We start from the raw sequence: 24511 nt of genomic DNA, 5'->3' as shown, positions 1-24511 counted from the left end.
AACAATTGCCTTAGCCGAGCTCCACTCGGTTGCGTCCGGCGTTTTTTGCCCGATACAGCGCCTGATCGGCTCTTTTCAACACTAGATCGCTGTGTTCTCCGACCTTGAACGATGCCAGTCCCATGGAAATCGTAATGGTCACTCGCTCGCCCTTGAAATGAAACGGGCAGGCTTCGATCGCCGCGCGCAGGGTTTCCAGCAGTTTTGCGCCAACCGCTGGCGGCGTCGTCGGCAGCAACAGCACAAACTCTTCACCGCCGAAACGGGCGATGAAATCCGAGCCGCGCAGGCGCTTGCGCAGCACTGTGGCGATGATCTTCAGGACTTTGTCGCCGGCCAGGTGGCCGTAGCTGTCGTTGATCCGCTTGAAGTGATCGAGGTCGAGCATGGCCAGGCTGAGGGTGTTGCCGTGCTGCTGCCATTGCTGGATTTCATGCTCCAGGCGTTCGCTCCACGCCGCGCGGTTGGGCAGGCCGGTCAACGGATCGATCAGGGCTTTCTGCCGCTGCTCTTCAAGGTGTTCACGGAAACCCAAGGCTTCCTGCTCCATATGCGCCACGCGCTCCGACAGGCTCTTCAATCTGGCGGCGACTTCCTGCTCGCGGGCGTCGCGCTGCTTCTGGTGCTGGTCCATCGTTCCCAGCAGGCCTTCCAGATGATTCTCCAGCACATGCTTGAGGTCATCGAGGTCGGCTGCTTGCTGGACGCTGCTCTGCAAGCCGTCGACCTGCTCGCGAATCTGCGTGTCCATGGCCCGCGCCGCCGAGCTGTTGTCGGCATGCCCTTCGCTGGCCGCTTGCAGGTTGCTCTGGAACGCTTCAAGGCGTTCGTTGAGCTGTTGCAGATAGGCTTCGAATTCGTGCTGACCGCTATCGGTAATCGCCAGCATCAAAGTTGCAAGATCGTCGAGGATTGGCAGCAGTTCGTACCAGTTCAACCCGTGTTTGAGCTGTTCGCGCATGGCTTCGGCTTGCGGCCGGTGACGCTCGGGCAGGGTCAGGTCATCGAGCAGGCCGATCAGCGTGTCTTCGATGTGTCTGGCCACGGAGCTGTAGGACGGCTCCGGGGAATCCGGCAGAGCGAAGAGGATGTCGTGTTCCGACTGCTCCGGGTCGATAGCGGCCAAGGCCTGAGCGATCGGCTCGGGCAAGGGCAGGCTATCGAGAATCAGCGGCGAGGGATCGCCGGGGTGGATCAGTTCATCGGGGTTGAACGCCTCGGTTGCTGGCGCAGCGACGGTCATCTCGGTGTCAGGGGCTGGTTCAACCTGCACTGGCTCGGCTTCAACGACGACCACAGGCGCAGCGAACGCAACGACTTGCGGCACATCAGGCGGGGTCTGGGCGGGCGTTTCGATGATGGTCGCGGGCGCTGCGATCGCTGGCTCCGCGTTGGCCACCGGTGCCGATTGCGCAGGCTCCGGTTCAGGCTGCCGGGCTTCGACCGGCTGCGGCACTGGTGTTGCTGGTATGTCGGCCGCCGGTGCAACGGCTTCTTCACCGTCGCGACTACCAAACAAACGCTGCAACAACCCCGGCCGACCCGGCTCGGCAGGCGTTTCCAACTGACTCAAGGCCTTGCCCTGCAAGCCACTGAGTTCGCTCAGCAGCAGTGGCATTTCCCGCGCCTGACCGACGCGGCTGTCCAGTTGTTTGGCGAATTTCTTCAGCGGTTGCGCGACTTCGCGCGGCAGCGGCAAAGCCTGCAACTGGGTGACCAGCGCGGTCAGCGCGGTGCTGACCTGATCAATGCGGGTCTCACGGCGCTGCTCGGAGTCGAGCACGGCTTTTTCCAGACGCGGCAGCAGGGCCGCGAGGCCGGCGTCCATGTCATCGGTGCGCACGACTTCGCGCATTTCTTTCATGCACTGATCGACGACCTTGTCGGTGCCCTCGGCCGCCAGCGTGCTGCGCACCAGACCGCGCCGCAGCAGGTCCAGTCGCGCGGCCCAGCGGCGTTCGAGCTTGTCCTGCTGTTCGATGCTCTTGAGGTACTTCTCTTTCCAGCGCTGGGCGTCGTCGCTCATTCACAGGTTCCGCGAGGGGCAGGGCTCAACGCGGGCAATGCGTCGGCCGTGAGCGAACCCGGCAGACGAATTTCCACCGCGACCGGCAGGTGATCGGAAATGGGCTGGGCCAGTACCTCGACCTTTTCCAGGGTCAGGGTCGGGCTGAGCAGAATATGATCAAGGCAACGCTGTGGGCGCCAGCTGGGGAAGGTCGCTTCCACCTGCGGGGCCAGCAGGCCGAGATCGCGTAATGGCGAGTGTTCGAGCAGGTCGCTGGCATGGGTATTCATGTCGCCCATCAGCACCTGATGCTTGTAACCGCTGATCAAATCACGAATGTAGGCCAGTTGCAGGCTGCGGGTCCGCGCGCCGAGGGCCAAGTGCATCATTACCACCACCAGCGCTTCCGGACCTTCGCCGAAGCGCAGCAGGATCGCGCCGCGACCTTTCGGGCCGGGCAGCGGATGATCCTCGATCGCCCACGGCTTCAGGCGACTGAGCACGCCATTGCTGTGCTGGGCCAGTCGACCGAGGTTGCGATTGAGTTGTTGATACCAGTAGGGAAAGGCGCCGAGGTGGGCCAGATGTTCGACCTGATTGACGTAGCCCGAACGCAGGCTGCCGCCATCGGCTTCCTGCAGGGCGACCAGATCGAAGTCGCCGAGCAGGTCACCGATCTTCTGCAGATTGCCGGAACGCCCGGTGTGCGGCAGCAGATGCTGCCAGCTGCGGGTCAGGTAATGCCGATAGCGCTCGGTGCTGATGCCGACCTGAATGTTGAAACTGAGCAAGCGCAGACGCTGGTCTGCGGGCAGGCCCGTAGACGCCAGATGATGCTCGTTGACCTGCGGATCATGCAGGCCAACGATGCGTTCGGACTTCCAGCGGCGCATGGCGAATGCCGCGCTTAGTTGGCAGCAGCCTTGTTAGCCGCTCGCTCTTTGGCGACCAGATCGTCAGCCAGCTTCAATGCTTGCTCGGCACCACCGGCAGAGCCGATGTCGAAGCGGTATTTACCATTGACGATCATGGTTGGCACGCCAGTGATTTCGTACTTCTTCGCCAGCTCACGGGCCTTGACGATCTGGCCTTTGATAGCGAACGAGTCGAAAGTGGCGAGGAACTTGTCCTTGTCCACGCCTTGAGTGGCGAGGAAGTCAGCCATGTCATTCTTGTCGGTGAGCTTCTTGTGTTCTTTCTGGATCGCGTTGAACACGGCGTTGTGCACCTGGTGCTCGACACCCATGGCTTCCAGAGTCAGGAACATCTGGCCGTGAGCGTCCCATGGGCCGCCGAACATGGCGGGAATGCGCACGAAGTTGACGTCGGACGGCAGTTTTTCAACCCATGGATTGATCACTGGCTCAAAAGCGTAGCAATGCGGGCAGCCGTACCAGAACAGCTCGACCACTTCGATCTTGCCAGGCTTTGCAACCGGCACCGGATTGGCCAGTTCGACATAAGGGGCGGCAGGGGCTTCAGCGGCCTGGGCGGTGACGCCGAACAGGCTGGCAGCGACGAGGGCGGCGCTGATGATCAGATTACGCATGCTTTACTCCTGAACAATTTGGGTCGCCTCGCTCGACCTGTTGCGACACAGATCCTGGCGGGCATGAGTGCTGTAGTGTAACGGCAGCGGCCACAAAAAAGGGCGGCCAAAGCCACCCTTTTTATACTTGCTGCGAAGGATTAATCGAGCGTTAACGTGGCCGGCGTTACGCGCCTCGTGCAACCCTCGAATCAGGGTCTCAGTGCAAGCCCTGGATGTAGCTGGAAACCGCAGCGATGTCTTCGTCGCTCAGCTTGCGTGCGATGGTGCGCATGGTCATTGCGTCGCCGTCGTTGGCGCGACCGCCTTCTTCCTTGCGGAAATCGGTCAGTTGCTTGGCGATGTATTGAGCGTGCTGGCCACCCAGGTGCGGGAAGCCTGCGGCGGCATTGCCGGCACCGTTCGGCGAATGGCAACCGGTGCAGGCTGGCAGGCCTTTTTCCAGGTTGCCGCCACGGAACAGCGCTTCACCGCGAGCGACGATCTTCGGATCGGCGGCGCCGACACTGCCTTTCTGACTGGCGAAGTACGCAGCGATGTCGGCCAGATCCTGATCATTCAGGTTGGTCAGCAGCCCGGTCATTTCCAGCACCACGCGCTTGCCCGACTTGATGTCGTGCAATTGCTTGTCGAGGTAGCGTTCACCCTGACCTGCCAGTTTCGGAAAGTTTGGCGCCATGCTGTTGCCGTCCGGGCCATGGCAGGCCCCGCAAACGGCAGCTTTGGCCTGGCCTGCTGCGGCATCGCCGGCAGCATGGGCGATACCTGAAATTCCCACGGTCAACAGCAGACTCACGATCAATTTGTTCATCAGCTAATCCAACTACGGCTAAGGGTTAAGTTATGGACCGGGCTTACTCTCGCTCATCCACAGGATGATGGCCTGGTAATCCTCGGCACTGCAGTCCATGCACAAACCACGCGGCGGCATCGCCTTGAAACCCTGGGTCACGTGTTGCACCAGCGTCCCCATACCTTTCGCCAACCTCGGCGTCCAAGCTTCCTGATCGCCTCTTGCGGGCGCCATGGGTAGTTGGCCGGAATGACAGGCACCACAAACACGGTTGTACACGGCTTCCGGATCCTGTGTAGCCTGTGCGCTGTAAAGCGGCATCAAGACTCCGGCAGCCAGCAGCCATTTCGTCATAAAACGACCTTTTCAGGGTTGAGAGCGTTCTGCGTTCTAATGCGCAATCAAAGTCTGTCGCTCTCGTGAGCTTCATCCTTCGCTGGGACAAAGCACACACAAAATCTGCGGCATTATATACTGGCGTCACTGAAACGGAAGCGACACCGCGTTCCGCGCCCAATCCCGGCGCCGCCCACATCGGAAATCCCATGCAACTCAAGAATCCCATCCTCGGCCTGTGCCAACAGTCCACATTCATGCTCAGTGCCGCCAAAGTCGATCAATGCCCTGACGACGAAGGCTTCGAAGTGGCGTTTGCCGGTCGTTCCAACGCCGGCAAATCCAGCGCGCTGAACACCCTGACCCACGCCAGCCTGGCGCGCACCTCGAAAACTCCGGGTCGCACACAGCTGTTGAACTTCTTCAAGCTAGACGATGATCGCCGTCTGGTCGACCTGCCGGGCTACGGTTATGCAAAAGTACCGATCCCGCTCAAGCAACACTGGCAGCGCCACCTTGAGGCTTACCTCGGTGGTCGGGAGAGTTTGAAAGGTCTGATTCTGATGATGGACATCCGCCATCCGATGACCGACTTCGACCTGCTGATGCTCGACTGGGCCGTCGCCGCTGGCATGCCGATGCACATCCTGCTGACCAAAGCCGACAAGCTCACCTACGGCGCAGCCAAGAACACCCTGCTGAAAGTACAGTCGGAAATCCGCAAGGGCTGGGGCGACTCGATCACCATCCAACTGTTCTCCGCACCAAAACGCATGGGCCTGGAAGAGGCCTACACCGTATTGGCCGACTGGATGGAACTGGCAGACAAAAACACCGAGGCGGCAGCCGAGTAAGACAATTTCAAAACTGACTGTGGTGCTGTCAGGCAAGGCGAAAGCACCGCTAAAAAGCGGAGTTTAGGGTACCTAAATGAGCATTTTTAGCGGTGCTTTTAACGCAGCATGACGGCATCACAGCCAGTTTTGGGGCAAAAAAAGCCCCGGACTTCATTGGGGAGGGAGAAGTTCCGGGGTTTAAGTTCCGAACCGCTAGGGCGGGGTTCAGATATCTGCCAACACTTAACACAACATAGGAGCATCGAAGGGCTTCACCAGCCATTCAGTACCTCTGAGTGTTCGGTCGACAGATTAGTTCAGATTTTTTTCAAAAAGCTTTGGAATAGCCTCCAGCATTTATCGTTCTAAGCCGGTTTACGAGGCTTGCCGCGACGTCGCGTCGCGGCACCTCTACAAACTCAGTGCGCCTCATCCCAGTTGTTGCCCACGCCAACTTCCACCAGCAGCGGCACATCCAGTTTCGCCGCTTCGCTCATGTGCGTACGAATTTCGGCGCTGACCTGCTCGACCAGATCCTCGCGAACCTCCAGCACCAGTTCGTCGTGCACTTGCAGGATGACCCGGGCATCCAGCCCCGACGTGGCCAGCCAGTTATCCACTGCCACCATGGCTTTCTTGATGATGTCCGCTGCGGTGCCCTGCATCGGCGCGTTGATCGCTGTGCGTTCTGCAGCGGCGCGTTCCTGCGGCTTGTTCGAGTTGATCTCCGGCAAGTACAGGCGACGACCGAAGAAAGTTTCGACGTAACCCTGATCCGCCGCTTGCGCGCGGGTACGCTCCATGTATTCGCGCACGCCTGGATAACGGGCGAAGTAGGTGTCGATGTAGGCCTTGGCGGTCTTGGTGTCGACGCCGATGTCCTTGCCGAGCTTCTGCGCGCCCATGCCGTAGATCAGACCGAAGTTGATCGCCTTGGCGCTGCGGCGCTGGTCCGAGGTCACTTGATCAAGCTCGACCTTGAATACTTCGGCAGCGGTTGCAGTGTGCACGTCGAGATTGTTGCGAAAGGCGTTCATCAGGCCTTCGTCGCGGGACAGGTGGGCCATGATCCGCAGTTCGATCTGCGAATAGTCCGCCGCCAGCAGTTTGTAACCCTTCGGTGCGACGAACGCCTGACGAATGCGTCGGCCTTCGGCGGTGCGCACCGGAATGTTCTGCAGGTTCGGATCACTGGAAGACAGGCGCCCGGTCGAAGCCACGGCCTGATGATACGAGGTGTGGATGCGCCCGGTGCGCGGGTTGATCTGCTCGGGCAGGCGATCGGTGTAGGTGCTTTTCAGCTTGCTCATCGAGCGGTGCTCCATCAGCACCTTCGGCAAGCGGTGATCGTCTTCGGCGAGTTTCGCCAGCACTTCTTCAGCGGTGGACGGCTGGCCCTTGGCGGTTTTCTTCAGCACCGGCAGGCCGAGCTTCTCATAGAGAATCACGCCCAGCTGCTTCGGCGAGCCGAGGTTGAATTCCTCCCCGGCAATTTCGAAGGCTTCACGCTCCAGCGCGACCATTTTGTTGCCCAGCTCAATGCTCTGAATGCCGAGCAGTTCGGCATCGACGAACGCGCCCTGGCGTTCGATGCGCGCCAGTACCGGTACCAGTGGGATTTCGATGTCGGTCAAGACGCTGGCCAGGCTCGGAATCGCGCTGAGCTTGTCGAACAGGATCTGGTGCAGGCGCAGAGTGATGTCGGCGTCTTCGGCGGCATACGGCCCGGCCTGTTCCAGAGCGATCTGGTCGAAGGTCAGTTGCTTGGCACCTTTGCCGGCGATGTCCTGGAAGCTCACCGTGGTGTGGTCAAGGTACTTCTGCGCGAGGCTGTCCATGTCGTGACGGGTCGCGGTGGAATTGAGTACGTAGGACTCGAGCATGGTGTCGAAGGCGATGCCGCGCACGCTGATGCCTTCACTCTGATCGCCGCCAATGGCGCAGTTGGCCAGAATGTTCATGTCGAACTTGGCGTGCTGGCCAACCTTGAGTTTGCTCGGGTCTTCCAGAATCGGCTTGAGTGCCCGCAGCACGGTGTCGCGATCCAGCTGCTCAGGCACGCCGATGTAGGAGTGGGTCAGCGGGATGTACGCAGCTTCGTTGGCCTGTACGGCGAACGACAGACCGACCAGTTGCGCTCGCTGCGCGTCGATGCCGGTGGTTTCGGTGTCGAAGGCGATCAGTTTGGCGTTGCGCAGTTTTTCCAGCCAGACGTCGAAGCGAGCCTGATCGAGGATGGTTTCGTACGCGGCCTCGGCAGGGGCAACAGGTGCCTCGGCTTGCGGGGCGCTGAACAGATCATGGGCGGGCGCAGGTTCGGCCGCCGCACTCAGTTCCAGACGCTTGGCATCGCGATCCAGATCATTGAGCCAGCTCTTGAATTCCAGCAGGGTGTACAGCTCGTAGAGTTTGGCCGGATCTTCCTGGCCCATCTGCAGATCATCGAGGCCGATATCCAGCGGCACGTCGACCTTGATGGTCGCCAGTTGATAGGACAGGAAAGCCATTTCCCGATGCTCTTCGAGCTTGGCCGGCAAGGTTTTTGCGCCACGGATCGGCAGGGTCGGCACGATGTCGAGGTTGGCGTACAGCTCGGTCAGACCGCCGTTGACGCCGACCAACAGGCCGGACGCCGTCTTCGGGCCGATGCCCGGCACGCCCGGAATGTTGTCGGAGGAATCGCCCATCAGTGCCAGATAATCGATGATCTGCTCCGGTGCGACGCCAAATTTCTCCTTCACGCCTTCCACATCCATCGAGCTACCGGACATGGTGTTGACCAAGGTAATGTGGCCGTCGACCAGTTGCGCCATGTCCTTGTCACCGGTGGAAATGATCACCGGCCGATCTGCTGCCGCACTGCTGCGGGCGAGGGTGCCGATCACGTCGTCGGCCTCGACGCCGTCGACGCACAGCAGCGGGAAGCCGAGGGCGATCACGCTCTGGTGCAGCGGCTCGATCTGCACGCGCATGTCATCGGGCATGCTCGGCCGGTTGGCCTTGTATTCGGCGTACATCTCATCGCGAAATGTTCCACCCTTGGCGTCGAACACCACGGCGAAGGGGCTGTCCGGGTACTGCTTGCGCAGACTCTTGAGCATGTTCAGCACGCCTTTGACCGCACCGGTCGGCAGGCCTTTGGACGTGGTCAGTGGTGGCAGTGCATGAAAGGCGCGGTACAGGTAAGACGAACCGTCCACCAGGACGAGGGGGGCTTGGCTCATGAGCAGGATCAACCTTTTCGGCGGGTCCGGCGCTAGAATAGCGGGACCGTTGACGACAAAGGGACAAGGTTATCATGCGTACGTTAAATCGCTTGCTGCTGGTCGGGTTGATCGCTGTCTCACCACTGGCCGCGATTGCGGCGGATGATGCGCCGGGCGGCGACCCCGAGGTCACCATCCGCACGGAGGGCGACAAGACTATTCAGGAGTACCGTCAGAACGGTTTCCTGTATGCGATCAAGGTCACGCCGAAGGGCGCGCCGCCGTACTTTCTGGTGCGCGCCGACGGAACGGATGCCAACTTCATCCGCTCGGACCAGCCGGATATGCTGATCCCGTCATGGAAGATCTTCGAATGGAAGTAGGTTTTTAATTCACTTGTGGCGCCGCCGTTGCGGCGCCCGTACTGGCAGTCAAGACATGTCTGTGTTCACTCCCCTGGCTCGGCCCGAGCTGGAAACCTTTCTCGCCCCTTACGGGCTCGGCCGCCTGCTCGATTTCCAGGGGATCGCCGCCGGCAGCGAAAACACCAATTTCTTCATCAGTCTGGAGCAGGGCGAGTTTGTCCTGACCCTGGTCGAACGCGGCCCGGTGCAGGAGATGCCGTTCTTCATCGACCTGCTCGACGTGCTGCACGAAGCCGAACTGCCGGTGCCTTACGCCCTGCGCACCACCGACGGCTTGGCCCTGCGTGAGCTCAAAGGCAAACCGGCGCTGCTGCAACCGCGCCTGTCCGGCAAGCACATCAAAGTCGCTAACGCCCAGCACTGCGCCCAGGTCGGCGAGTTGCAGGCGCATCTGCACCTGGCGACCCAAGGCGAGCGCATGATCAAGCGCAAGACCGATCGTGGTCTGGACTGGATGCTGGAGGAGGGCACTGAATTTCTCTCGCACCTGAGCGATGAGCCGCGTGCCTTGCTGCAAAAGGCGCTGGATGAGATCACCGAGCGCAAAGACAAGATCCTTGCACTGCCTCGGGCGAACATTCACGCCGACCTGTTCCGCGACAACGCCATGTTCGAAGGCACCCACCTGACCGGGCTGATCGACTTCTACAACGCCTGCTCGGGGCCGATGCTGTACGACGTGGCAATTGCCTTGAATGACTGGTGTTCTGACGAGGAGGGCGTGATCGATGGCCCGCGTGCGCGTGCGTTTCTCGGTGCCTATGCGGCGCTGCGCCCGTTCACGGCGGCGGAGGCTGAGCTCTGGCCAACGATGTTGCGTGTGGCCTGTGTGCGGTTCTGGCTGTCACGCTTGATCGCCGCCGAGCAGTTCGCCGGGCAGGATGTGTTGATTCACGATCCGCAAGAGTTCGAGCAGCGCCTGGCGCAGCGGCAGAAGGTCAATACACCGTTGCCCTTCGCCCTCTGAGTAGATTCGCCAAGCAAACATGAACCTGTGGGAGCGAGCCTGCTCGCGAAGGCGGCGGCCCGTTCAGCATTTTTGCTGACTGACCCACCGCTTTCGCGAGCAGGCTCGCTCCCACAGGGTTTGTGTTGTTACAGCGATTCCAGGCATCCGGCCAGATCATTGCCGAGTTTTTCCAGCACCTGCTCATATCCCTGAGCGGTCGCCGGCGTATAACCACCCAGCGCATCCAGCTCGGCCAGTTTCACTGGCAAACCGGCCACCAGCGTTTCCGCCAGACGTGGACGCAACGGTGGCTCGCTGAACACACAGGTCTTGCCCACTTCCTGCAAGCGCTTGCGCATCGCCGCGACATGCTGGGCGCCGGGCTGTACTTCAGCGGCCACCGCGAACACGCCCGCGTGCTTCAGGCCGTAAGCGTCTTCGAAATAATCAAACGCCTCATGAAACACGAAGTACGGCTTGCCTTCGACATTGGCCAGACGCTTCTTCAAGCGCTGATCCAGCGCATCCAGACGTTCATCGAAGGCTTTGGCATTGCTCTGATAGCGCTGGGCATTGGCCGGGTCGGCGGCGCTGAGGTCGGCGGCCATTTTGTCGGCGATCACCCGCGCGTTGGCCGGTGACAACCACAGGTGTGCATCCAGCGAGCCGGGGCGATGGTCGTGATCATGCTCGTCGGCTTCTTCAGCGTGGGAATGGTTGTCCGCGCCGAAATGCCGCAGCTTGAGCCCCGGCAGATCCTGCACGGCGACGCTCGGCAGGCTGCGACCGCCGAGCACGCGCGGCAGGAAACCTTCCATGTCCGGGCCGATCCAGTAGAGCAGATCGACCGACTGCACCTTCCGTACGTCGGATGGGCGCAGGGCGTAATTGTGTGGGGAGGCACCCGGCGGCAGCAGCACCTCGGGAATCGCCACGCCGTCCTGCACGGCAGCCGCAATCAGCTGCAACGGTTTGATACTGGTGAGCACTTTGACCTCGGCCTGGGCCGTACCGATCAGCAGAAAACTGGCAACAAAAGCCACAAAAACAGAAAAAAGTCGGGACACGATGACCACTCAAGGAAGCGAGAACGGGTAACATAATAACGTCTCCAGCAAATCTCGTCGCCGCTCATGCCTATTACACCGATTGCCAGCCGTCCCCACGACCACTCCCATTGCGTGCACAGCGCTCTGTCCGAGGCCGATACCTTGTGCGCGCAGAAAGGTTTGCGTCTGACTGCCCTGCGCCGCCGCGTGCTGGAACTGGTCTGGCAAAGCCACAAGCCGCTGGGAGCCTATGACATCCTCGCGGTGCTCAGCGAGCAGGACGGCCGCCGCGCAGCGCCGCCTACCGTGTACCGCGCACTGGATTTCCTGCTCGAAAACGGCCTGGTCCATCGCATCTCGTCGCTCAACGCCTTCGTTGGCTGCGTGCATCCTGAACACGCGCATCAGGGCCAGTTCCTGATCTGCCGCGAGTGCCACGCCGCCATCGAACTTGAGCAAAAAGTGATCAGCGACGCGATCGTTAGCAGCGCCAAGGACGTGGGTTTCATCGTCGAAGCGCAGACGGTCGAAGTGGTTGGTCTGTGCGCCGGTTGCCAGGGGGCCTGATGAGCAACGCGCTGATCCGTCTGGAGCAGGTCGCCGTCACGTTTGCCGGGCAGACCGTGCTGGACAACATCGAGCTGAGCGTCGAGCCGGGGCAGATCGTCACCCTGATCGGCCCCAATGGCGCCGGCAAGACCACGCTGGTACGCGCCGTGCTCGGGCTGTTGAAGCCGAACAGTGGCAGCGTCTGGCGCAAGCCGAAATTGCGCGTCGGTTACATGCCGCAGAAACTGCATGTTGACCCGACGCTGCCGCTGTCAGTGCTGCGCTTCCTGCGCCTGGTGCCTGGCGTCGATCGTTCGCGTGCCTTGGCCGCGTTGAAGGAAGTTGGCGCCGAACACGTGATCGACAGCCCGGTGCAGAGCGTTTCCGGCGGCGAAATGCAGCGCGTGCTGCTGGCTCGGGCACTGCTGCGCGAGCCGGAACTGTTGGTGCTGGATGAACCGGTGCAGGGCGTCGACGTGGCCGGGCAGGCCGAGCTGTACAGCCTGATCACCCGTCTGCGCGACCGCCACGGTTGCGGCGTGCTGATGGTGTCCCACGATTTGCATCTGGTGATGAGCACCACCGATCAGGTGGTCTGCCTCAATCGTCACGTCTGCTGCTCCGGGCATCCCGAGCAGGTCAGCGGCGATCCGGCATTTGTCGAGTTGTTCGGCAAGAATGCGCCGAGTCTGGCGATCTATCACCACCATCACGACCACGCCCACGACCTGCACGGTTCGGTGGTCAAAGGTCCGCTCGGCGGGCAACCTCATGTTCATGGAGACGGCTGCAAGCATGGCTGATTTTCTTTTGTATGCCCTGCTTGCAGGTCTGGCCCTGGCGCTGGTGGCCGGACCGCTCGGCTCGTTTGTGGTGTGGCGGCGCATGGCCTATTTCGGCGATACCCTGTCCCACGCCGCGTTGCTTGGCGTGGCGCTGGGCTTTCTGCTGGACGTCAGCCCGACGGTGGCGGTGACGGTCGGTTGCCTGCTGCTGGCGGTGCTCTTGGTGACGCTGCAACAGCGTCAGCCACTGGCATCCGACACCCTGTTGGGAATTCTTGCACCGAGCACCCTCTCTCTCGGCCTGGTGGTACTAAGCTTCATGCATGAAGTGCGGATCGACCTGATGGCCTATCTGTTCGGCGACTTGCTGGCAATCAGTCCGAGCGATCTTGCGTGGATTCTCGGTGGCACCGCGGCGGTGCTGGTGTTGCTGGTGACGCTGTGGCGACCGCTGCTGGCGGTCACCGTGCACGAAGAACTGGCGCGGGTCGAAGGCTTGCCGGTTGCGGGTTTGCGCTTGGCGCTGATGCTGTTGATCGCGGTGGTGATCGCCGTGGCGATGAAAATCGTCGGGGTGTTGCTGATTACATCGCTACTGATCATCCCGGCGGCTGCGGCACAGCGTCACGCCCGTTCGCCGGAGCAGATGGCCTTGGGCGCGAGCCTGCTGGGCATGCTCGCGGTGTGCGGCGGGCTGGCGTTGTCGTGGTTCAAGGACACTCCGGCGGGGCCGTCTATCGTTGTGACGGCAGCCGCGCTGTTTCTGTTGAGTTTTGTTCTGCCCCGTCGTGGGGTGTAGACTTGGCCGCTTTTTGCGCAATTAGAGAGTCGCAGGAATGAAGCCGTTCGCCTCCCGTTATCTGCTCCTTGTCGCATTTTCAGTGCTGCTGGGCGCCTGCCAAAGCACGCCGCCGGTGGCTGAAGTCCCCGATGCGCGGGCTACGGCCATCGCACAGCTGGAGCAAAGCCTGGCCAGCAGCGAACTGGCCACCGCCGAAGACCAGTTGGCCGCGTTGCAGGCCGCGACCCCCAACGATCAGTCCCTTGAGCAGTACCAGCGGCAGCTGGCCGAGGCGTACCTGCGCCGCAGCCAGATCGTTCTGCAAAAGGGCGATGTCAACGCTGCCGCCACCGCGCTCAGCCGCGCCCGTGCTCTGATGCCCAAGGCGCCAGCGCTGACCGGCGGCGTCAACGGCGCGATCACCGAAGCGCGCAAGGCCGAGCTGGAAAAGGCCGAGGCCGCGTTGCTGGCTGCCGAAGCCAGGCCGAAAGCCAAGGTCATCGACCCGACCGCCGAGAGCACCACTGTTGCGTTGAACATCGGCGATATTCACAAGCTGCAACGACAACTCGATGCTATCGCCGCCGATGTGGTGAATTACGAATGCGCCGTCAGCATCCAGGCGCCGCGCACCGCGGATTATCCGTGGCTGGCGACGTTGCTGAGCAAGCGAGTAAAGAAGCTCGATCCTGATTTTGATTTGCAGATCGAGAAGCAGATCTTGCGCACGGTTCCGGCGCAGATGGTTTTAAGCCCGCGCAAGCCATAAAAAGCTTCGCGAGCAGGCTCGCTCCCACAGGTGCAACAGCGTACCTGTGGGAGCGAGCCTGCTCGCGAAAGCGTCCTCTCAGCCAATAAAGATCTTAAGCCGGAATAGCCTTGGCCTTAGGCTCCCGCGCCCAGACCCGATGCTCGCCGATCGCGGCGAAGAACGGTTTGGTCAACGCCCCTACATCCGCGCCCTGCAGCAGCCCAGCATCCGCATCCAGCTTCAGCAAGTCCTGCAATTGCTTGGCCTCGCCGTGCAGCGCGATCGCCTTCAGGTGCTTGTAGGCTTCGAGCAGGTAGTGCAACGCCACGCCGTCACCGCTCAACGCGGTAATCGACGCCGCGCCACCCGGTACGAACACCGCATCGAACGCAATTGAAGGCATGCCTTCCATCGACGCATCCACCGGCAATGCCTTGCCGTCAGCGGTCTTCACTGGCGCCGAGGTCGGGCCAAGCAGTTTCGCGTGGGCGCCCTCGGCTTCCAGCGCCTTCTTCATCGCATCGATGGCCGCAGCGTCAGCACCGTTGGCAGCAAGGATCGCCACTTTGCGCGTCTTGATGTTGCCCGGCAGCAGGTTGGCCTGGCTCAGCGCTGGCGATTGCTCCAGCGAGGTCTTGCGCACTTCGACCGTGCCTTTGGCGGGTGCCGGCAAACCAAGGTTTTCAGCCACGCGTTTGGCCAGGTTCAGGTCGATATTGGCGAGGATCTCGTTCACTTCACGGGCACGGATGAACTCACGTTCGACCTTGCCCAGCTCGAAGCTGTAGGCAGCGATGATGTGCTCTTTCTCGTGGTCGCTCATGCTGTTGAAGAACAGGCGGGCCTGGGAGAAGTGATCGCTGAACGACTCGCTGCGCTGACGGATCTTCGCTGCGTCGATGCGCTCCGGGTAGCTCTCGAAACCACCGTCCTGTGCCGCCGGCGGGGTTTCTTTCGGCCAGCCGCCGTCGATCGAGTTCGGCTCGTACGAGGCACGCCCCTTGTCGATGGTGGTGCGGTGTTGCGCATCGCGCTGGCCGTTGTGGAACGGCGCCACCGGACGGTTGATCGGCAACTCATGGAAGTTCGGCCCGCCGAGTCGGCTGATCTGCGTGTCGGTATAGGAAAACAGCCGACCTTGCAGCAACGGGTCATTGGAGAAGTCGATACCCGGCACAATGTGGCCAGGGCAGAAGGCGACCTGCTCGGTTTCGGCGAAGAAGTTGTCCGGGTTGCGGTTCAGGGTCATTTTGCCCAGCGGCGTAATCGGGACGATTTCTTCTGGAATGATCTTGGTCGGGTCGAGGATGTCGAAGTCAAAATCGTGTTCGTTCTCTTCTTCGACGATCTGCACGCCCAGTTCCCATTCCGGGTAATCGCCCATCTCGATCGCTTCCCACAGGTCGCGGCGGTGGTAGTCGGTGTCCTTACCGGCGAGCTTCTGCGCCTCGTCCCACACCAGCGAGCAAGTGCCGGCGGTAGGGCGCCAGTGGAATTTGACGAAGCGTGATTTGCCCTCGGCGTTGATCAGGCGGAAGGTGTGTACGCCAAAGCCCTGCATGCTGCGCAGGCTTTTCGGGATCGCCCGGTCGGACATCGCCCAGATCACCATGTGCGCCGATTCCGGCACCAGCGAGACGAAGTCCCAGAACGTATCGTGAGCCGAGCCGCCGGTCGGGATTTCGTTGTGCGGCTCGGGTTTCACCGCGTGGACGAAGTCCGGGAACTTGATCGCGTCCTGAATGAAGAACACCGGCATGTTGTTGCCGACCAGGTCGAAGTTACCCTCGTCGGTAAAGAATTTCACCGCAAAGCCGCGCACGTCACGCACGGTATCGCCGGAACCCCGTGGCCCCTGCACCGTAGAAAAACGCACGAACACCGGGGTTTTCTTGCCCGGATCCTGTAGGAAACCGGCCTTGGTCAGTGCTGCATGGTTCTCGTAAGTCTGAAAGAAACCGTGGGCGCCGGTACCGCGCGCATGGACGATACGCTCCGGAATGCGCTCATGGTCAAAGTGCGTGATCTTTTCACGCATGATGAAATCTTCCAGCAGCGACGGCCCGCGCGGCCCGGCTTTGAGGGTGTTCTGGTTGTCGGCGATCTTCACGCCCTGATTGGTCCGCAGTGCCTGACCGGTGGCGTCGGAACGGAATTCTTCCAGGCTGTCGAGCTTGGCGTTGGTGTTGGCGCGATCCGGGGTATCGGTCCCGGCCATTTCGCTTTTATCAGGTGCAGGCTTTTTGATGCTCATCAGACGTAAACTCCTCGTTTGGCCCCGGATGCCTTCCGAAGACCCTTGAGTGATTCCCGGGCACGGCACCCAGGGGTTTCAAGTCGCTTAAGTAGTGACTGATGAGCGTTTCAGCCGTTCCGTTTATCTGACCTTTGATCGCGTTATTGCCAAATTGAAGGTTAATTGCGAAATAAATGCTAAGAACCTCTATACGGACAGGCTAAAATGCGCGCCCGGCTAACCGCTGATCCTTTTCCAACGCGCCCCACAAGGTTCGCTACGTGATCGAGTTTCAAAACGTCCACAAGACTTACCGCGTTGCCGGTAAGGATATTCCCGCGCTGCACCCGACCAGTCTCGCCATCGAGAACGGCCAGGTGTTCGGCCTGATTGGCCATTCCGGTGCGGGCAAAAGTACCCTGCTGCGTCTGATCAATCGCCTGGAAGATTCCAGTGGCGGCAAGATCATCGTCGACGGCGAAGAAGTCACCGCACTGGACGCCAACGGACTGCGCCGTTTCCGCCAGCAGGTCGGGATGATCTTCCAGCACTTCAATCTGCTCGCCTCCAAGACCGTCGCCGACAACGTGGCCCTGCCGCTGACCCTGGCCGGTGAGCTGTCGAGCAGTGAAATCAACCAACGCGTGGCCGAGCTGCTGGCGCGGGTCGGTTTGTCCGACCACGCGAAAAAGTACCCGGCGCAACTGTCCGGCGGTCAGAAGCAACGCGTCGGCATCGCTCGTGCGTTGGCGACCAAGCCGAAGATTCTGCTGTGCGACGAGGCCACCAGTGCCCTCGACCCGCAGACCACGGCATCGGTCCTGCAACTGCTGGCAGAAATCAACCGCGAACTGAAACTGACCATCGTCCTGATTACCCACGAGATGGATGTGATCCGTCGCGTCTGCGATCAGGTCGCGGTGATGGACGCCGGGGTAATTGTCGAGCAAGGTCCGGTGGCCGATGTGTTTCTGCATCCGCAGCACCCGACCACCAAGCGTTTCGTCCAGGAAAGCGAGCAGATCGACGAGAGCGAGCAGCGTGACGATTTCGCCCACGTGCCGGGGCGCATCGTGCGTCTGACCTTCCAGGGCGAGGCGACCTACGCGCCGTTGCTCGGCACCGTCGCCCGGGAAACCGGCGTCGACTACAGCATCCTCGCCGGTCGCATCGACCGCATCAAAGACATTCCGTACGGGCAACTGACCCTCGCTGTCACCGGTGGCGACATGGAGGCGGCGTTTGCCCGCTTCACCGCCGCTGACGTTCACATGGAGGTGTTGCGCTAATGGCTGACCTGATGAGTTTCTTCGCCAATATCGACTGGTACGAAATCTGGCTGGCGACTGGCGACACCATGCTGATGCTCGGCGGTTCGCTGTTGTTCACCGTGCTGCTCGGCCTGCCGCTGGGCGTGCTGCTGTTTCTCTGCAGCCCGCGCCAATTGCTGGAGAACCGTGGCCTCTACGCCGTGCTGTCGCTGGTGGTGAACATCTTGCGTTCGCTGCCGTTCATTATTCTGCTGATCGTGATGATCCCGTTCACCGTGCTGATCACCGGCACCTCGCTGGGTGTGGCCGGGGCGATCCCGCCGCTGGTGGTGGGCGCCACGCCGTTCTTCGCGCGTCTGGTGGAAACCGCGCTGCGCGAAGTCGATCGCGGCATCATCGAAGCGACCCAGTCGATGGGCGCGACCACGCGGCAGATCATCATGAACGCCCTGCTGCCGGAAGCCCGTCCGGGCATCTTCGCAGCGATTACGGTGACAGCGATTACACTGGTGTCCTACACGGCGATGGCCGGTGTGGTCGGCGCCGGTGGTCTGGGCGACCTGGCGATCCGTTTCGGCTACCAGCGTTTCCAGACCGACGTGATGATCGTCACCGTGGTGCTGCTGTTGATTCTGGTGCAAGTGCTGCAAATGGTTGGCGACCGTCTGGTCGTGCATTTCTCGCGCAAATAAGCGGTTTTTTAATCAAGAGGCGCGGGCCATTCGCTGGCGGGCGCCCTCACAAGGAGTTAGCTGAATGAAAAAACTGATCGCTGCTTTCGCCGCTGTTGCGGCGTTTTCGGCCCACGCCGAGACCCTGACCGTTGCCGCCACTCCGGTGCCGCACGCGGAAATCCTCGAGTTCGTCAAACCGGCCCTGGCCAAGGAAGGCGTGGATCTGAAGGTCAAGGTCTTCACCGACTACATTCAGCCGAACGTACAGGTCGCGGAAAAACGCCTCGACGCCAACTTCTTCCAGCACCAGCCATATCTTGATGAGTTCAACAAGGCCAAGGGCACTGATCTGGTCGCTGTGACAGGCGTGCATCTGGAGCCACTGGGCGCATATTCGAGCAAGATCAAGGATCTGAAAGACCTGCCCGGCGGTGCCAACGTGGTGATCCCGAACGACGCCACCAACGGCGGCCGTGCGCTGTTGCTGCTGGACAAGGCTGGCGTGATCAAGCTCAAGGATTCGAAGAACATCCTGTCGACCGTCAAAGACATCGCCGAGAATCCGAAAGACCTGAAGATCCGTGAACTGGAAGCCGCGACCATTCCGCGCGTGCTGACCCAGGTCGATCTGGCGCTGATCAACACCAACTATGCGCTGGAAGCCAAGCTCGATCCGTCCAAGGATGCGCTGGTGATCGAAGGCAACGACTCGCCATACGTAAACATCCTCGTGTCCCGCCCTGACAACAAGGACAGCGATGCGATGAAGAAACTGGCGGCTGCGCTGCACAGCCCGCAAGTGAAGCAGTTCATTACCGAGAAGTACAAAGGCGCGGTGTTGTCGGCGTTCTGATTTGGATGGCTGCAATGAAAAAGGGGACGCCAATGGCGTCCCCTTTTTTGTGTCTGGTGTCTGGCTTTGGACCTGCTTTGAAGCTGCCCCTCACCCCAGCCCTCTCCCAGAGGGAGAGGGGGCCGACCGAGGTGTCTGGCGCTATGCATCGACATGAAAGATCCAGTCGATTATGGATTCAGCACAGCGCTTACAAGTCGGCGTATTGCTTCAGCATCCCCCAATCAGTCCCCTCTCCCTCTGGGAGAGGGTTAGGGTGAGGGGCTTTTCGCTTTCTGCGTTTATTTGCGGTTGAGCATCACCGGCAATTGCGCCACCAGTTTGGTGTTATTCAACGGCGCCCGAATAAACCCACGCTGCGTACCATCCGGCCCGATCACCGCCAGATTGCCGCTATGGTCCACCGTGTAATTCGGCTTGCTGGTATCAGCCGGAATGAACGGAATACTCACCGCATTCGCCACCTTCTGCAGCTCTTCGATAGATGAAGGCGTCAGGCCAATGAACTGCGGATCGAAGTAGCCCAGATACTGCTTCAACTGCTTCGGCGTATCGCGGTTGGGGTCCACGCTGACCAGTACGATCTGCAACTTGTCCACAGCCTCTTTCGGCAGTTCACTCTTGATCTGTCGCAGTTGCGCCAGGGTGGTCGGGCAGATGTCCGGGCAGAAGGTGTAGCCGAAGAACAACAGACTCCACTTGCCTTTCAACTCATCGATGGCAACCGGTTTGCCGTCCTGATCGGTCATGGTCACGTCCGGCAGGTTGCGGCTCTGCGGCAGCAGGATAATGCCGGCGTCGATCAGCGCAGTCGGGTCGCCCTGGCCTTTGCCGCTGAGCACTTTATTCACGGTAAGCCCGAGGATCAGCGCGATCACGGCGACGAGGATGAAGACGGTTTTCTGGGTTCGGGTCATAGGTTCAACAGTAAGTAGTGGTCTACGAGCAGGGCGATGAACAACAGGAACAAGTAATAAATAGAGTACTTGAAGGTATTGATCGCCGCGTGCGGCCGAGTGCCACGGTACAGCACCACGGCCCATTGCAGAAACCTTGCGCCCAACGCCAGCGCACAGACCAGATACAACATGCCGCTCATGTGAATCACGTACGGCAGCAGACTCACCGCCAGCAGCGCGAAGGTGTAGAGCAGAATGTGTACTTTGGTGTAGTGCTCGCCATGGGTCACCGGCAGCATCGGAATGTCGGCCTTGGCATATTCCTCCTTGCGATGAATCGCCAGCGCCCAGAAATGCGGCGGGGTCCAGGCGAAGATGATCAGCACCAGCAACAGCGGTTCGGCGCTGACATGACCGGTGGCGGCGGTCCAGCCGAGCAGCGGTGGCGCGGCGCCAGCGAGGCCGCCGATGACGATGTTCTGCGGCGTCGCACGCTTGAGAAAACCGGTGTAGACCACCGCGTAACCGAGCAGCGAGGCGAGGGTCAGCCACGCGGTCAGCTGATTGGTGAACGTCAGCAGCAGCGCTTGGCCGAGCAGCGCCAGCACCAAGGCGAAGGTCAACGCCGCCGCAGGTGAGACCCGGCCTTCGGCCAGCGGACGTTTGTGCGTGCGCGCCATTACCGCATCGATGCGCCGATCGACCACATGATTGACCGCCGCCGCACCACCGGCACACAAGGCGATGCCCAGATTGCCAAACACCAGCACTGTCCACGGTACGCCCGCGCGGGTGGCGAGGAACATGCCGACCAGCGAGGTGATCAGCATCAGCACCACGACTTTCGGTTTGGTCAGCTCCAGATAATCGCGCCACAGCGCTTGCGCCGCACGCTCGCCGATCAGACTCGCCATGGCGTTTCTCCTTTCAATGCGATGGGCGCGACGGCAGGTTTGTGCGCACTCAAGCGCCAGCGCGCCAGCACCGGTTGGCTCACCCGCAGCAGGCTGGTGCGGGCGTGGTAATTGACCAGTACCAGCGTCAGCAATAACGCCGCACCGCCAGCGTTATGGGCGACGGCCACCGGCAGCGGCAGATGAAACAGCACGTTGCTGATGCCGAGGGTGATCTGCGCGGCAAGGGCGATCAGCAGCAAACCGGCCAGTCGGGTCATGCCCACCACTTTCAACTGCCAGGCCAGACCGAGCAGTACGACCGTCACCAGCAGAGCGCCGATGCGGTGTGTCAGATGAATGGCCGTGCGCGCGTCGCTATCGAGTTGTCCGCCGAGATAATTCGGGCCGATGTGCTGGGTCAGGTGGAAACCGTTGGCGAAGTCCGCCGGCGGCAGCCATTGGCCGTGGCAGGTGGGGAAGTCGATGCAGGCCACCGCTGCGTAGTTGGAACTGACCCAGCCGCCCAAGGCGATCTGGCCGATCACCAGCAGCAGCCCCGCCGTCGCCCAATATTGCAGGCGTTTGGGTACCGTCAGCGCCGGCAGCACGCCGGACAACCTCAGCGTCAGCAGGAACAGCAGACTCAACGTGGCAAAGCCGCCGAGCAAGTGCCCGGTGACCACTTGCGGCCAGAGCTTGAGCGTCACCGTCCACATACCGAACGCCGCTTGGGCGATGACCACCGCCAGCAGAAACAGCGGCAGTTTCAGCGGCTGGCCCGGATGGCGCCGGTTGACCCAGGCGCGCCCGGCCAGCACTGAAATCAGCAAACCGAGGGTGCCGGCGAAGTAGCGGTGAATCATCTCGTTCCAGCCCTTGTGCGCCTCCACTGGCGCGTCAGGGAAGTGCAGTTCGGCATGGGCCAGTTGCGCCTCGCTTTTCGGCACGCTGATAAAGCCGTAGCAGCCTGGCCAGTCCGGGCAGCCGAGGCCGGCATGGGTCAGGCGGGTGTAGGCGCCGAGCAGCACTACAATCAGTGCCAGCAGGGTGGCAAACAGCGCGAGGCGAAATCCAGGTTTGGCCATGACGATGCCCTCATCCGATGTTCGACAGTTTCAGCAGATGCCGCAGGTCGTTAAGCAGATCCTTGCCCTTCACATTCGGCTCGTAACGCAGCACCAGATTGCCGTGCGGGTCGACGATCCACAGCTGCGGCACGGCTTTGTCGCCGGTGGTCCTGGCGAACACGCCGGCATCCAGCGGATAGCGCTGCAGTTGCGGATATTCGCGGTCGAGCTTGGCGGCGTAATCGGCGCTCAGTGGTTGCGCGGCGGCGAGGGCGTGGCTGGCGCGCCCGGCTTCGCGGCCGAGGCTGATCTGGATCTGCCGCGCCAGATAAACCAGTTGCTGGCAATCGACGGCACAATCCTTCGGCGCCGTGACCAGAATCTGCCAGCGCTGCTCGTCGGCCTGCACGCCGAGGTCGGCGCGGGTCTGGCCGTTGCCGATCAGCTCGCCGTGATAGCTGCGTCCTTCCGGCACCCAGAACTGCAATTTGTACATGCCGGTGGCGAGCAGCATCGGCCCGACCACGCCAAGCACGATCAGCAACAACTGAATGCGCCCGCGCCGGCGGCTGGGAACGGGTTTGGCCTCAGACATGCTGGGTGGATTCATGGCGCTTCCCATGGCGTTTCTCCTTTGCGTTGTGCCAGCCCAAATAGAGGTAAAGACCGAGCAGGGCCGTGGCCATGGCGAACCATTGCACGGCGTAGCCGAGGTGTTTTTCCGGCCCCATCGCGACTACCGGCCAATCGGTCTGATAGCTGACCGGGCCGGGTTCGGCGCGTAATTCGTAGGCGAAGCCGTCGCGCTCCAGGGTTTGCCACAATTTGCCCGGCTCGACGGCGGTGATGGTCTGCGGCCAGACACTGCTGACCGGATCGGCGTGCAACTGGAACGTTGCGCCGGGGGCGACATAGACCCAGGCGTCGAGCGTCAGCGTCTCGGCGGGTGTTGTAAATTGCGGCGGCACACGCCGGTCGGGCCAAGGCAACCAGCCGCGATTGACTAGCAGCCAGAGACCGCTGCGGTGATCCTGAAACGGTTGCAGCAATTCAACGCCGACCTTGCCGCCTCGCTGGCGGTTGTCGAGCAACAGGGTATGGGCGGGGTCGAACTGGCCGTGCAGGCGCACGCGGCGGTAAGCCGGGTCGGCGCTGGCGAGCAGTTCACTGCTGGCCAGCGGTTCGGCCACGCGACGTTCGGCATAACTGGCCAGCAGCGCGGTTTTCTCCGCGCCCCGGCCCAGTTGCCAGAAGCCCAGCGCAACCATCAGCGGCAGCAACAGCGCCACCACGACAGTGGGAATCACGCCCGGGCGAAAGCGCTTCATGGGCGCGCCATAAAGTCAGTCATCGCGATCGCTATACTCAATTGCATCGCCTGTCCCCCGGAGTCTTGCCATGTTCAAAGCAGCGATCGTCCTGATGCTGATTGCCACGGTCGTCAGCCTGTTCAGCGGCCTGTTTTTCCTGGTCAAGGACGACAGCAGCTCAAATCGCCTGGTCATCGCCCTGAGTGTTCGGGTGGCACTGGCCGTGGTCACCGTCGGCCTGATGGCCTGGGGTTTCTATAGCGGCCAGTTGGTGTCCCATGCGCCGTGGTAGCTGCAAGCGTTGAGCTGCAAGCTGCAAGTTAGAAGCCTTACCGCTTTTACTTGAAGCTTGCCGCTTGAAGCTTGCAGCTGCTGTCAAAGCACATAAACGAAGAAGAACAAACCGATCCACACCACATCGACGAAGTGCCAGTACCAGCTCGCCGCTTCGAAACCGAACTGGTGCTCGTTGTCGAAGTGGCCTTTCATGATGCGCATCAGCATCACGAACAGGATGATCGTGCCGATGGTCACGTGGGCGCCGTGGAATCCGGTGAGCATGAAGAACGTCGCGCCGTAGATGCCCGAGCCGAGGGTCAGCCCCAGCTCTTTGTAGGCGTGGATGTATTCCTCGGCCTGGAAACCGAGGAACGCGATGCCCAGCAGTACGGTGATCGCCAGCCACAGTTTCAGTGCGCCGCGATGGCCTTTCTTCAGCGCATGGTGGGCGATGGTGATGGTCACGCTGGAGCTGACCAGCAGAATGGTGTTGATCAGCGGCAGGCCCCACGGGCTGATGACTTCTTTTGGCGGCGGGAACAGTTTCGGATCAGGTGTGTGCAGCAGCGGCCAGACAAATTCGAAGTTCGGCCAGAGCATGTGCGCGATGCCTTTCGGCCCCTCACCGCCCAGCGCCGGCCCGGACACATGGCGCACATAGAACAGCGCGCCGAAGAAGGCGACGAAGAACATCACCTCGGAAAAGATGAACCAGCTCATGCCCCAGCGGAACGAGCGGTCCAGCTGCGGGCTGTACAGCCCCGCGCGACTTTCCTTGATCACCGCACCGAACCAGCCGAACAGCATGTACGCCAGCAGCAGGCCGCCGACGAAAAAGATCAGCGGGCCGTGGGAGTCCGGGCGTGCGGCCTTGAGATCGTTGAACCAGGTGGCGAGGCCGTACACGGTGACGAACATCCCGAGCGTGGCGATGATCGGCCATTTGCTCTGGGCCGGGACGTAATAATGCTCATGAGTTGCCATTTATTGTTCTCCTTATCGGCCACGC

The 24511-nt window shown here is 61.3% G+C and carries 25 protein-coding genes; 11 read left to right on the top strand and 14 right to left on the bottom strand.

The annotated features are described in order from the left end of the window. Positions 1-10: 10 nt before the first annotated feature. The 5 genes from ACV8MC_RS06285 to ACV8MC_RS06265 all read right to left on the bottom strand — a co-directional run bounded on the left by ACV8MC_RS06285 (position 11) and on the right by ACV8MC_RS06265 (position 4704). Complete coding sequence (locus ACV8MC_RS06285) at positions 11-2026, bottom strand: diguanylate cyclase (RefSeq protein WP_457264787.1); 2016 nt, start codon at positions 2024-2026, stop codon at positions 11-13. Beyond that, positions 2023-2901, bottom strand: a complete 879-nt coding sequence (locus ACV8MC_RS06280) for an endonuclease/exonuclease/phosphatase family protein (protein WP_024014985.1) — start codon at positions 2899-2901, stop codon at positions 2023-2025. Before ACV8MC_RS06280 ends, ACV8MC_RS06285 begins: the two co-directional genes overlap by 4 nt. A 14-nt stretch (positions 2902-2915) precedes the next feature. Then, a complete protein-coding gene (locus ACV8MC_RS06275) occupies positions 2916-3557 on the bottom strand; it encodes a thiol:disulfide interchange protein DsbA/DsbL (RefSeq protein WP_016772349.1) in 642 nt (213 codons plus the stop codon). Between the two features lie 199 nt (positions 3558-3756). Then, the gene (locus ACV8MC_RS06270; protein WP_041476483.1) at positions 3757-4368 is read right to left on the bottom strand and encodes a c-type cytochrome; all 612 of its coding nucleotides are present in this window, start codon (positions 4366-4368) and stop codon (positions 3757-3759) included. A 30-nt stretch (positions 4369-4398) separates the two neighbouring features. Beyond that, positions 4399-4704 (bottom strand): c-type cytochrome, encoded by a 306-nt coding sequence (locus tag ACV8MC_RS06265; protein WP_016772347.1) that lies wholly within the window; start codon positions 4702-4704, stop codon positions 4399-4401. A gap of 191 nt (positions 4705-4895) precedes the next feature. Between ACV8MC_RS06265 and yihA the strand changes: the two genes are divergently transcribed. After that, positions 4896-5540 (top strand): ribosome biogenesis GTP-binding protein YihA/YsxC, encoded by a 645-nt coding sequence (gene yihA, locus ACV8MC_RS06260; RefSeq protein WP_056791221.1) that lies wholly within the window; start codon positions 4896-4898, stop codon positions 5538-5540. 401 nt (positions 5541-5941) lie between these two features. On the opposite strand, the gene polA is transcribed toward yihA, so the two are convergent. Next, positions 5942-8746, bottom strand: a complete 2805-nt coding sequence (gene polA / locus ACV8MC_RS06255; protein WP_252887075.1) for a DNA polymerase I — start codon at positions 8744-8746, stop codon at positions 5942-5944. Between the two features lie 74 nt (positions 8747-8820). Here polA and ACV8MC_RS06250 point away from each other — a divergent pair, with 74 nt between their 5' ends. Together ACV8MC_RS06250 and ACV8MC_RS06245 are read left to right on the top strand one after the other, a co-directional pair. After that, a complete protein-coding gene (locus tag ACV8MC_RS06250; RefSeq protein WP_041476480.1) occupies positions 8821-9111 on the top strand; it encodes a DUF2782 domain-containing protein in 291 nt (96 codons plus the stop codon). Positions 9112-9166: 55 nt separating this feature from the next. Then, on the top strand, positions 9167-10120 hold the full coding sequence (locus ACV8MC_RS06245; protein WP_110644676.1) for a homoserine kinase: 954 nt from the start codon (positions 9167-9169) through the stop codon (positions 10118-10120). Positions 10121-10248: 128 nt separating this feature from the next. On the opposite strand, the gene ACV8MC_RS06240 is transcribed toward ACV8MC_RS06245, so the two are convergent. After that, a complete protein-coding gene (locus ACV8MC_RS06240) occupies positions 10249-11169 on the bottom strand; it encodes a zinc ABC transporter substrate-binding protein (protein ID WP_252885091.1) in 921 nt (306 codons plus the stop codon). Between the two features lie 66 nt (positions 11170-11235). On the opposite strand from ACV8MC_RS06240, the gene ACV8MC_RS06235 reads away from it, so the two are divergent. From ACV8MC_RS06235 to ACV8MC_RS06220, 4 genes are read left to right on the top strand one after another with little or no spacing between them, the layout of a single operon-like run. Further along, positions 11236-11718 (top strand): Fur family transcriptional regulator, encoded by a 483-nt coding sequence (locus tag ACV8MC_RS06235; RefSeq protein ID WP_150743227.1) that lies wholly within the window; start codon positions 11236-11238, stop codon positions 11716-11718. Continuing rightward, positions 11718-12503, top strand: coding sequence for a zinc ABC transporter ATP-binding protein ZnuC (gene znuC, locus ACV8MC_RS06230; protein ID WP_024014991.1), 786 nt, complete (start codon positions 11718-11720; stop codon positions 12501-12503). Before ACV8MC_RS06235 ends, znuC begins: the two co-directional genes overlap by 1 nt. Then, a complete protein-coding gene (znuB, locus tag ACV8MC_RS06225; RefSeq protein ID WP_016772340.1) occupies positions 12496-13284 on the top strand; it encodes a zinc ABC transporter permease subunit ZnuB in 789 nt (262 codons plus the stop codon). The genes znuC and znuB overlap by 8 nt, the downstream gene beginning before the upstream one ends. A gap of 37 nt (positions 13285-13321) precedes the next feature. After that, positions 13322-14035: a PA5502 family lipoprotein gene (locus tag ACV8MC_RS06220; protein WP_016772339.1), complete on the top strand. Its 714-nt coding sequence runs from the start codon at positions 13322-13324 to the stop codon at positions 14033-14035. A gap of 94 nt (positions 14036-14129) precedes the next feature. On the opposite strand, the gene katE is transcribed toward ACV8MC_RS06220, so the two are convergent. Continuing rightward, complete coding sequence (katE, locus tag ACV8MC_RS06215) at positions 14130-16271, bottom strand: catalase HPII (protein ID WP_457264781.1); 2142 nt, start codon at positions 16269-16271, stop codon at positions 14130-14132. 263 nt (positions 16272-16534) lie between these two features. Here katE and ACV8MC_RS06210 point away from each other — a divergent pair, with 263 nt between their 5' ends. The 3 genes from ACV8MC_RS06210 to ACV8MC_RS06200 all read left to right on the top strand — a co-directional run bounded on the left by ACV8MC_RS06210 (position 16535) and on the right by ACV8MC_RS06200 (position 19051). Next, complete coding sequence (locus ACV8MC_RS06210) at positions 16535-17542, top strand: methionine ABC transporter ATP-binding protein (protein ID WP_016772338.1); 1008 nt, start codon at positions 16535-16537, stop codon at positions 17540-17542. Next, on the top strand, positions 17542-18216 hold the full coding sequence (locus ACV8MC_RS06205) for a methionine ABC transporter permease (RefSeq protein ID WP_016772337.1): 675 nt from the start codon (positions 17542-17544) through the stop codon (positions 18214-18216). Before ACV8MC_RS06210 ends, ACV8MC_RS06205 begins: the two co-directional genes overlap by 1 nt. Before the next feature lie 64 nt (positions 18217-18280). Further along, positions 18281-19051 (top strand): MetQ/NlpA family ABC transporter substrate-binding protein, encoded by a 771-nt coding sequence (locus tag ACV8MC_RS06200; RefSeq protein ID WP_457264778.1) that lies wholly within the window; start codon positions 18281-18283, stop codon positions 19049-19051. 281 nt (positions 19052-19332) lie between these two features. Here the strand turns inward: ACV8MC_RS06200 and ACV8MC_RS06195 are convergent, their stop codons facing one another. From ACV8MC_RS06195 to ACV8MC_RS06175, 5 genes are read right to left on the bottom strand one after another with little or no spacing between them, the layout of a single operon-like run. After that, positions 19333-19968, bottom strand: coding sequence for an SCO family protein (locus tag ACV8MC_RS06195; protein ID WP_071173962.1), 636 nt, complete (start codon positions 19966-19968; stop codon positions 19333-19335). Beyond that, the gene (gene cyoE, locus ACV8MC_RS06190; protein WP_095182288.1) at positions 19965-20864 is read right to left on the bottom strand and encodes a heme o synthase; all 900 of its coding nucleotides are present in this window, start codon (positions 20862-20864) and stop codon (positions 19965-19967) included. The genes ACV8MC_RS06195 and cyoE overlap by 4 nt, the downstream gene beginning before the upstream one ends. Then, positions 20852-21931, bottom strand: coding sequence for a COX15/CtaA family protein (locus ACV8MC_RS06185; RefSeq protein ID WP_056791248.1), 1080 nt, complete (start codon positions 21929-21931; stop codon positions 20852-20854). The genes cyoE and ACV8MC_RS06185 overlap by 13 nt, the downstream gene beginning before the upstream one ends. A 10-nt stretch (positions 21932-21941) precedes the next feature. Further along, positions 21942-22535, bottom strand: coding sequence for a hypothetical protein (locus ACV8MC_RS06180; RefSeq protein WP_056791251.1), 594 nt, complete (start codon positions 22533-22535; stop codon positions 21942-21944). Beyond that, a complete protein-coding gene (locus ACV8MC_RS06175; protein WP_457264776.1) occupies positions 22501-23241 on the bottom strand; it encodes an SURF1 family protein in 741 nt (246 codons plus the stop codon). The genes ACV8MC_RS06180 and ACV8MC_RS06175 overlap by 35 nt, the downstream gene beginning before the upstream one ends. A gap of 70 nt (positions 23242-23311) precedes the next feature. Here ACV8MC_RS06175 and ACV8MC_RS06170 point away from each other — a divergent pair, with 70 nt between their 5' ends. Beyond that, complete coding sequence (locus tag ACV8MC_RS06170) at positions 23312-23515, top strand: twin transmembrane helix small protein (protein ID WP_016772330.1); 204 nt, start codon at positions 23312-23314, stop codon at positions 23513-23515. Between the two features lie 83 nt (positions 23516-23598). Here the strand turns inward: ACV8MC_RS06170 and ACV8MC_RS06165 are convergent, their stop codons facing one another. Next, positions 23599-24486: a cytochrome c oxidase subunit 3 gene (locus tag ACV8MC_RS06165; protein ID WP_095182286.1), complete on the bottom strand. Its 888-nt coding sequence runs from the start codon at positions 24484-24486 to the stop codon at positions 23599-23601. Positions 24487-24511 lie beyond the last annotated feature (25 nt).

This window comes from Pseudomonas sp. PK-RTE-24 (assembly GCF_054052265.1).
The sequence above is the reverse complement of the archived record's forward strand: the minus strand, read 5'-3'. Positions and strand labels throughout refer to the sequence as shown.

Bases quoted from the DNA above. Each gene is read 5' to 3' on its own strand.
- ACV8MC_RS06220 (WP_016772339.1), top strand. From the start codon at position 13,322: ATGAAGCCGTTCGCCTCCCGTTATCTGCTCCTTGTCGCATTTTCAGTG.
- ACV8MC_RS06165 (WP_095182286.1), bottom strand. From the start codon at position 24,486: ATGGCAACTCATGAGCATTATTACGTCCCGGCCCAGAGCAAATGGCCG.
- ACV8MC_RS06175 (WP_457264776.1), bottom strand. From the start codon at position 23,241: ATGAAGCGCTTTCGCCCGGGCGTGATTCCCACTGTCGTGGTGGCGCTG.
- yihA (WP_056791221.1), top strand. From the start codon at position 4,896: ATGCAACTCAAGAATCCCATCCTCGGCCTGTGCCAACAGTCCACATTC.
- ACV8MC_RS06285 (WP_457264787.1), bottom strand. From the start codon at position 2,026: ATGAGCGACGACGCCCAGCGCTGGAAAGAGAAGTACCTCAAGAGCATC.
- ACV8MC_RS06170 (WP_016772330.1), top strand. From the start codon at position 23,312: ATGTTCAAAGCAGCGATCGTCCTGATGCTGATTGCCACGGTCGTCAGC.
- ACV8MC_RS06235 (WP_150743227.1), top strand. From the start codon at position 11,236: ATGCCTATTACACCGATTGCCAGCCGTCCCCACGACCACTCCCATTGC.
- znuC (WP_024014991.1), top strand. From the start codon at position 11,718: ATGAGCAACGCGCTGATCCGTCTGGAGCAGGTCGCCGTCACGTTTGCC.
- ACV8MC_RS06205 (WP_016772337.1), top strand. From the start codon at position 17,542: ATGGCTGACCTGATGAGTTTCTTCGCCAATATCGACTGGTACGAAATC.
- cyoE (WP_095182288.1), bottom strand. From the start codon at position 20,864: ATGGCGAGTCTGATCGGCGAGCGTGCGGCGCAAGCGCTGTGGCGCGAT.
- ACV8MC_RS06245 (WP_110644676.1), top strand. From the start codon at position 9,167: ATGTCTGTGTTCACTCCCCTGGCTCGGCCCGAGCTGGAAACCTTTCTC.
- znuB (WP_016772340.1), top strand. From the start codon at position 12,496: ATGGCTGATTTTCTTTTGTATGCCCTGCTTGCAGGTCTGGCCCTGGCG.
- ACV8MC_RS06185 (WP_056791248.1), bottom strand. From the start codon at position 21,931: ATGGCCAAACCTGGATTTCGCCTCGCGCTGTTTGCCACCCTGCTGGCA.
- ACV8MC_RS06180 (WP_056791251.1), bottom strand. From the start codon at position 22,535: ATGGGAAGCGCCATGAATCCACCCAGCATGTCTGAGGCCAAACCCGTT.
- ACV8MC_RS06195 (WP_071173962.1), bottom strand. From the start codon at position 19,968: ATGACCCGAACCCAGAAAACCGTCTTCATCCTCGTCGCCGTGATCGCG.
- katE (WP_457264781.1), bottom strand. From the start codon at position 16,271: ATGAGCATCAAAAAGCCTGCACCTGATAAAAGCGAAATGGCCGGGACC.
- ACV8MC_RS06275 (WP_016772349.1), bottom strand. From the start codon at position 3,557: ATGCGTAATCTGATCATCAGCGCCGCCCTCGTCGCTGCCAGCCTGTTC.
- ACV8MC_RS06270 (WP_041476483.1), bottom strand. From the start codon at position 4,368: ATGAACAAATTGATCGTGAGTCTGCTGTTGACCGTGGGAATTTCAGGT.
- ACV8MC_RS06265 (WP_016772347.1), bottom strand. From the start codon at position 4,704: ATGACGAAATGGCTGCTGGCTGCCGGAGTCTTGATGCCGCTTTACAGC.
- ACV8MC_RS06200 (WP_457264778.1), top strand. From the start codon at position 18,281: ATGAAAAAACTGATCGCTGCTTTCGCCGCTGTTGCGGCGTTTTCGGCC.
- ACV8MC_RS06250 (WP_041476480.1), top strand. From the start codon at position 8,821: ATGCGTACGTTAAATCGCTTGCTGCTGGTCGGGTTGATCGCTGTCTCA.
- ACV8MC_RS06280 (WP_024014985.1), bottom strand. From the start codon at position 2,901: ATGCGCCGCTGGAAGTCCGAACGCATCGTTGGCCTGCATGATCCGCAG.
- polA (WP_252887075.1), bottom strand. From the start codon at position 8,746: ATGAGCCAAGCCCCCCTCGTCCTGGTGGACGGTTCGTCTTACCTGTAC.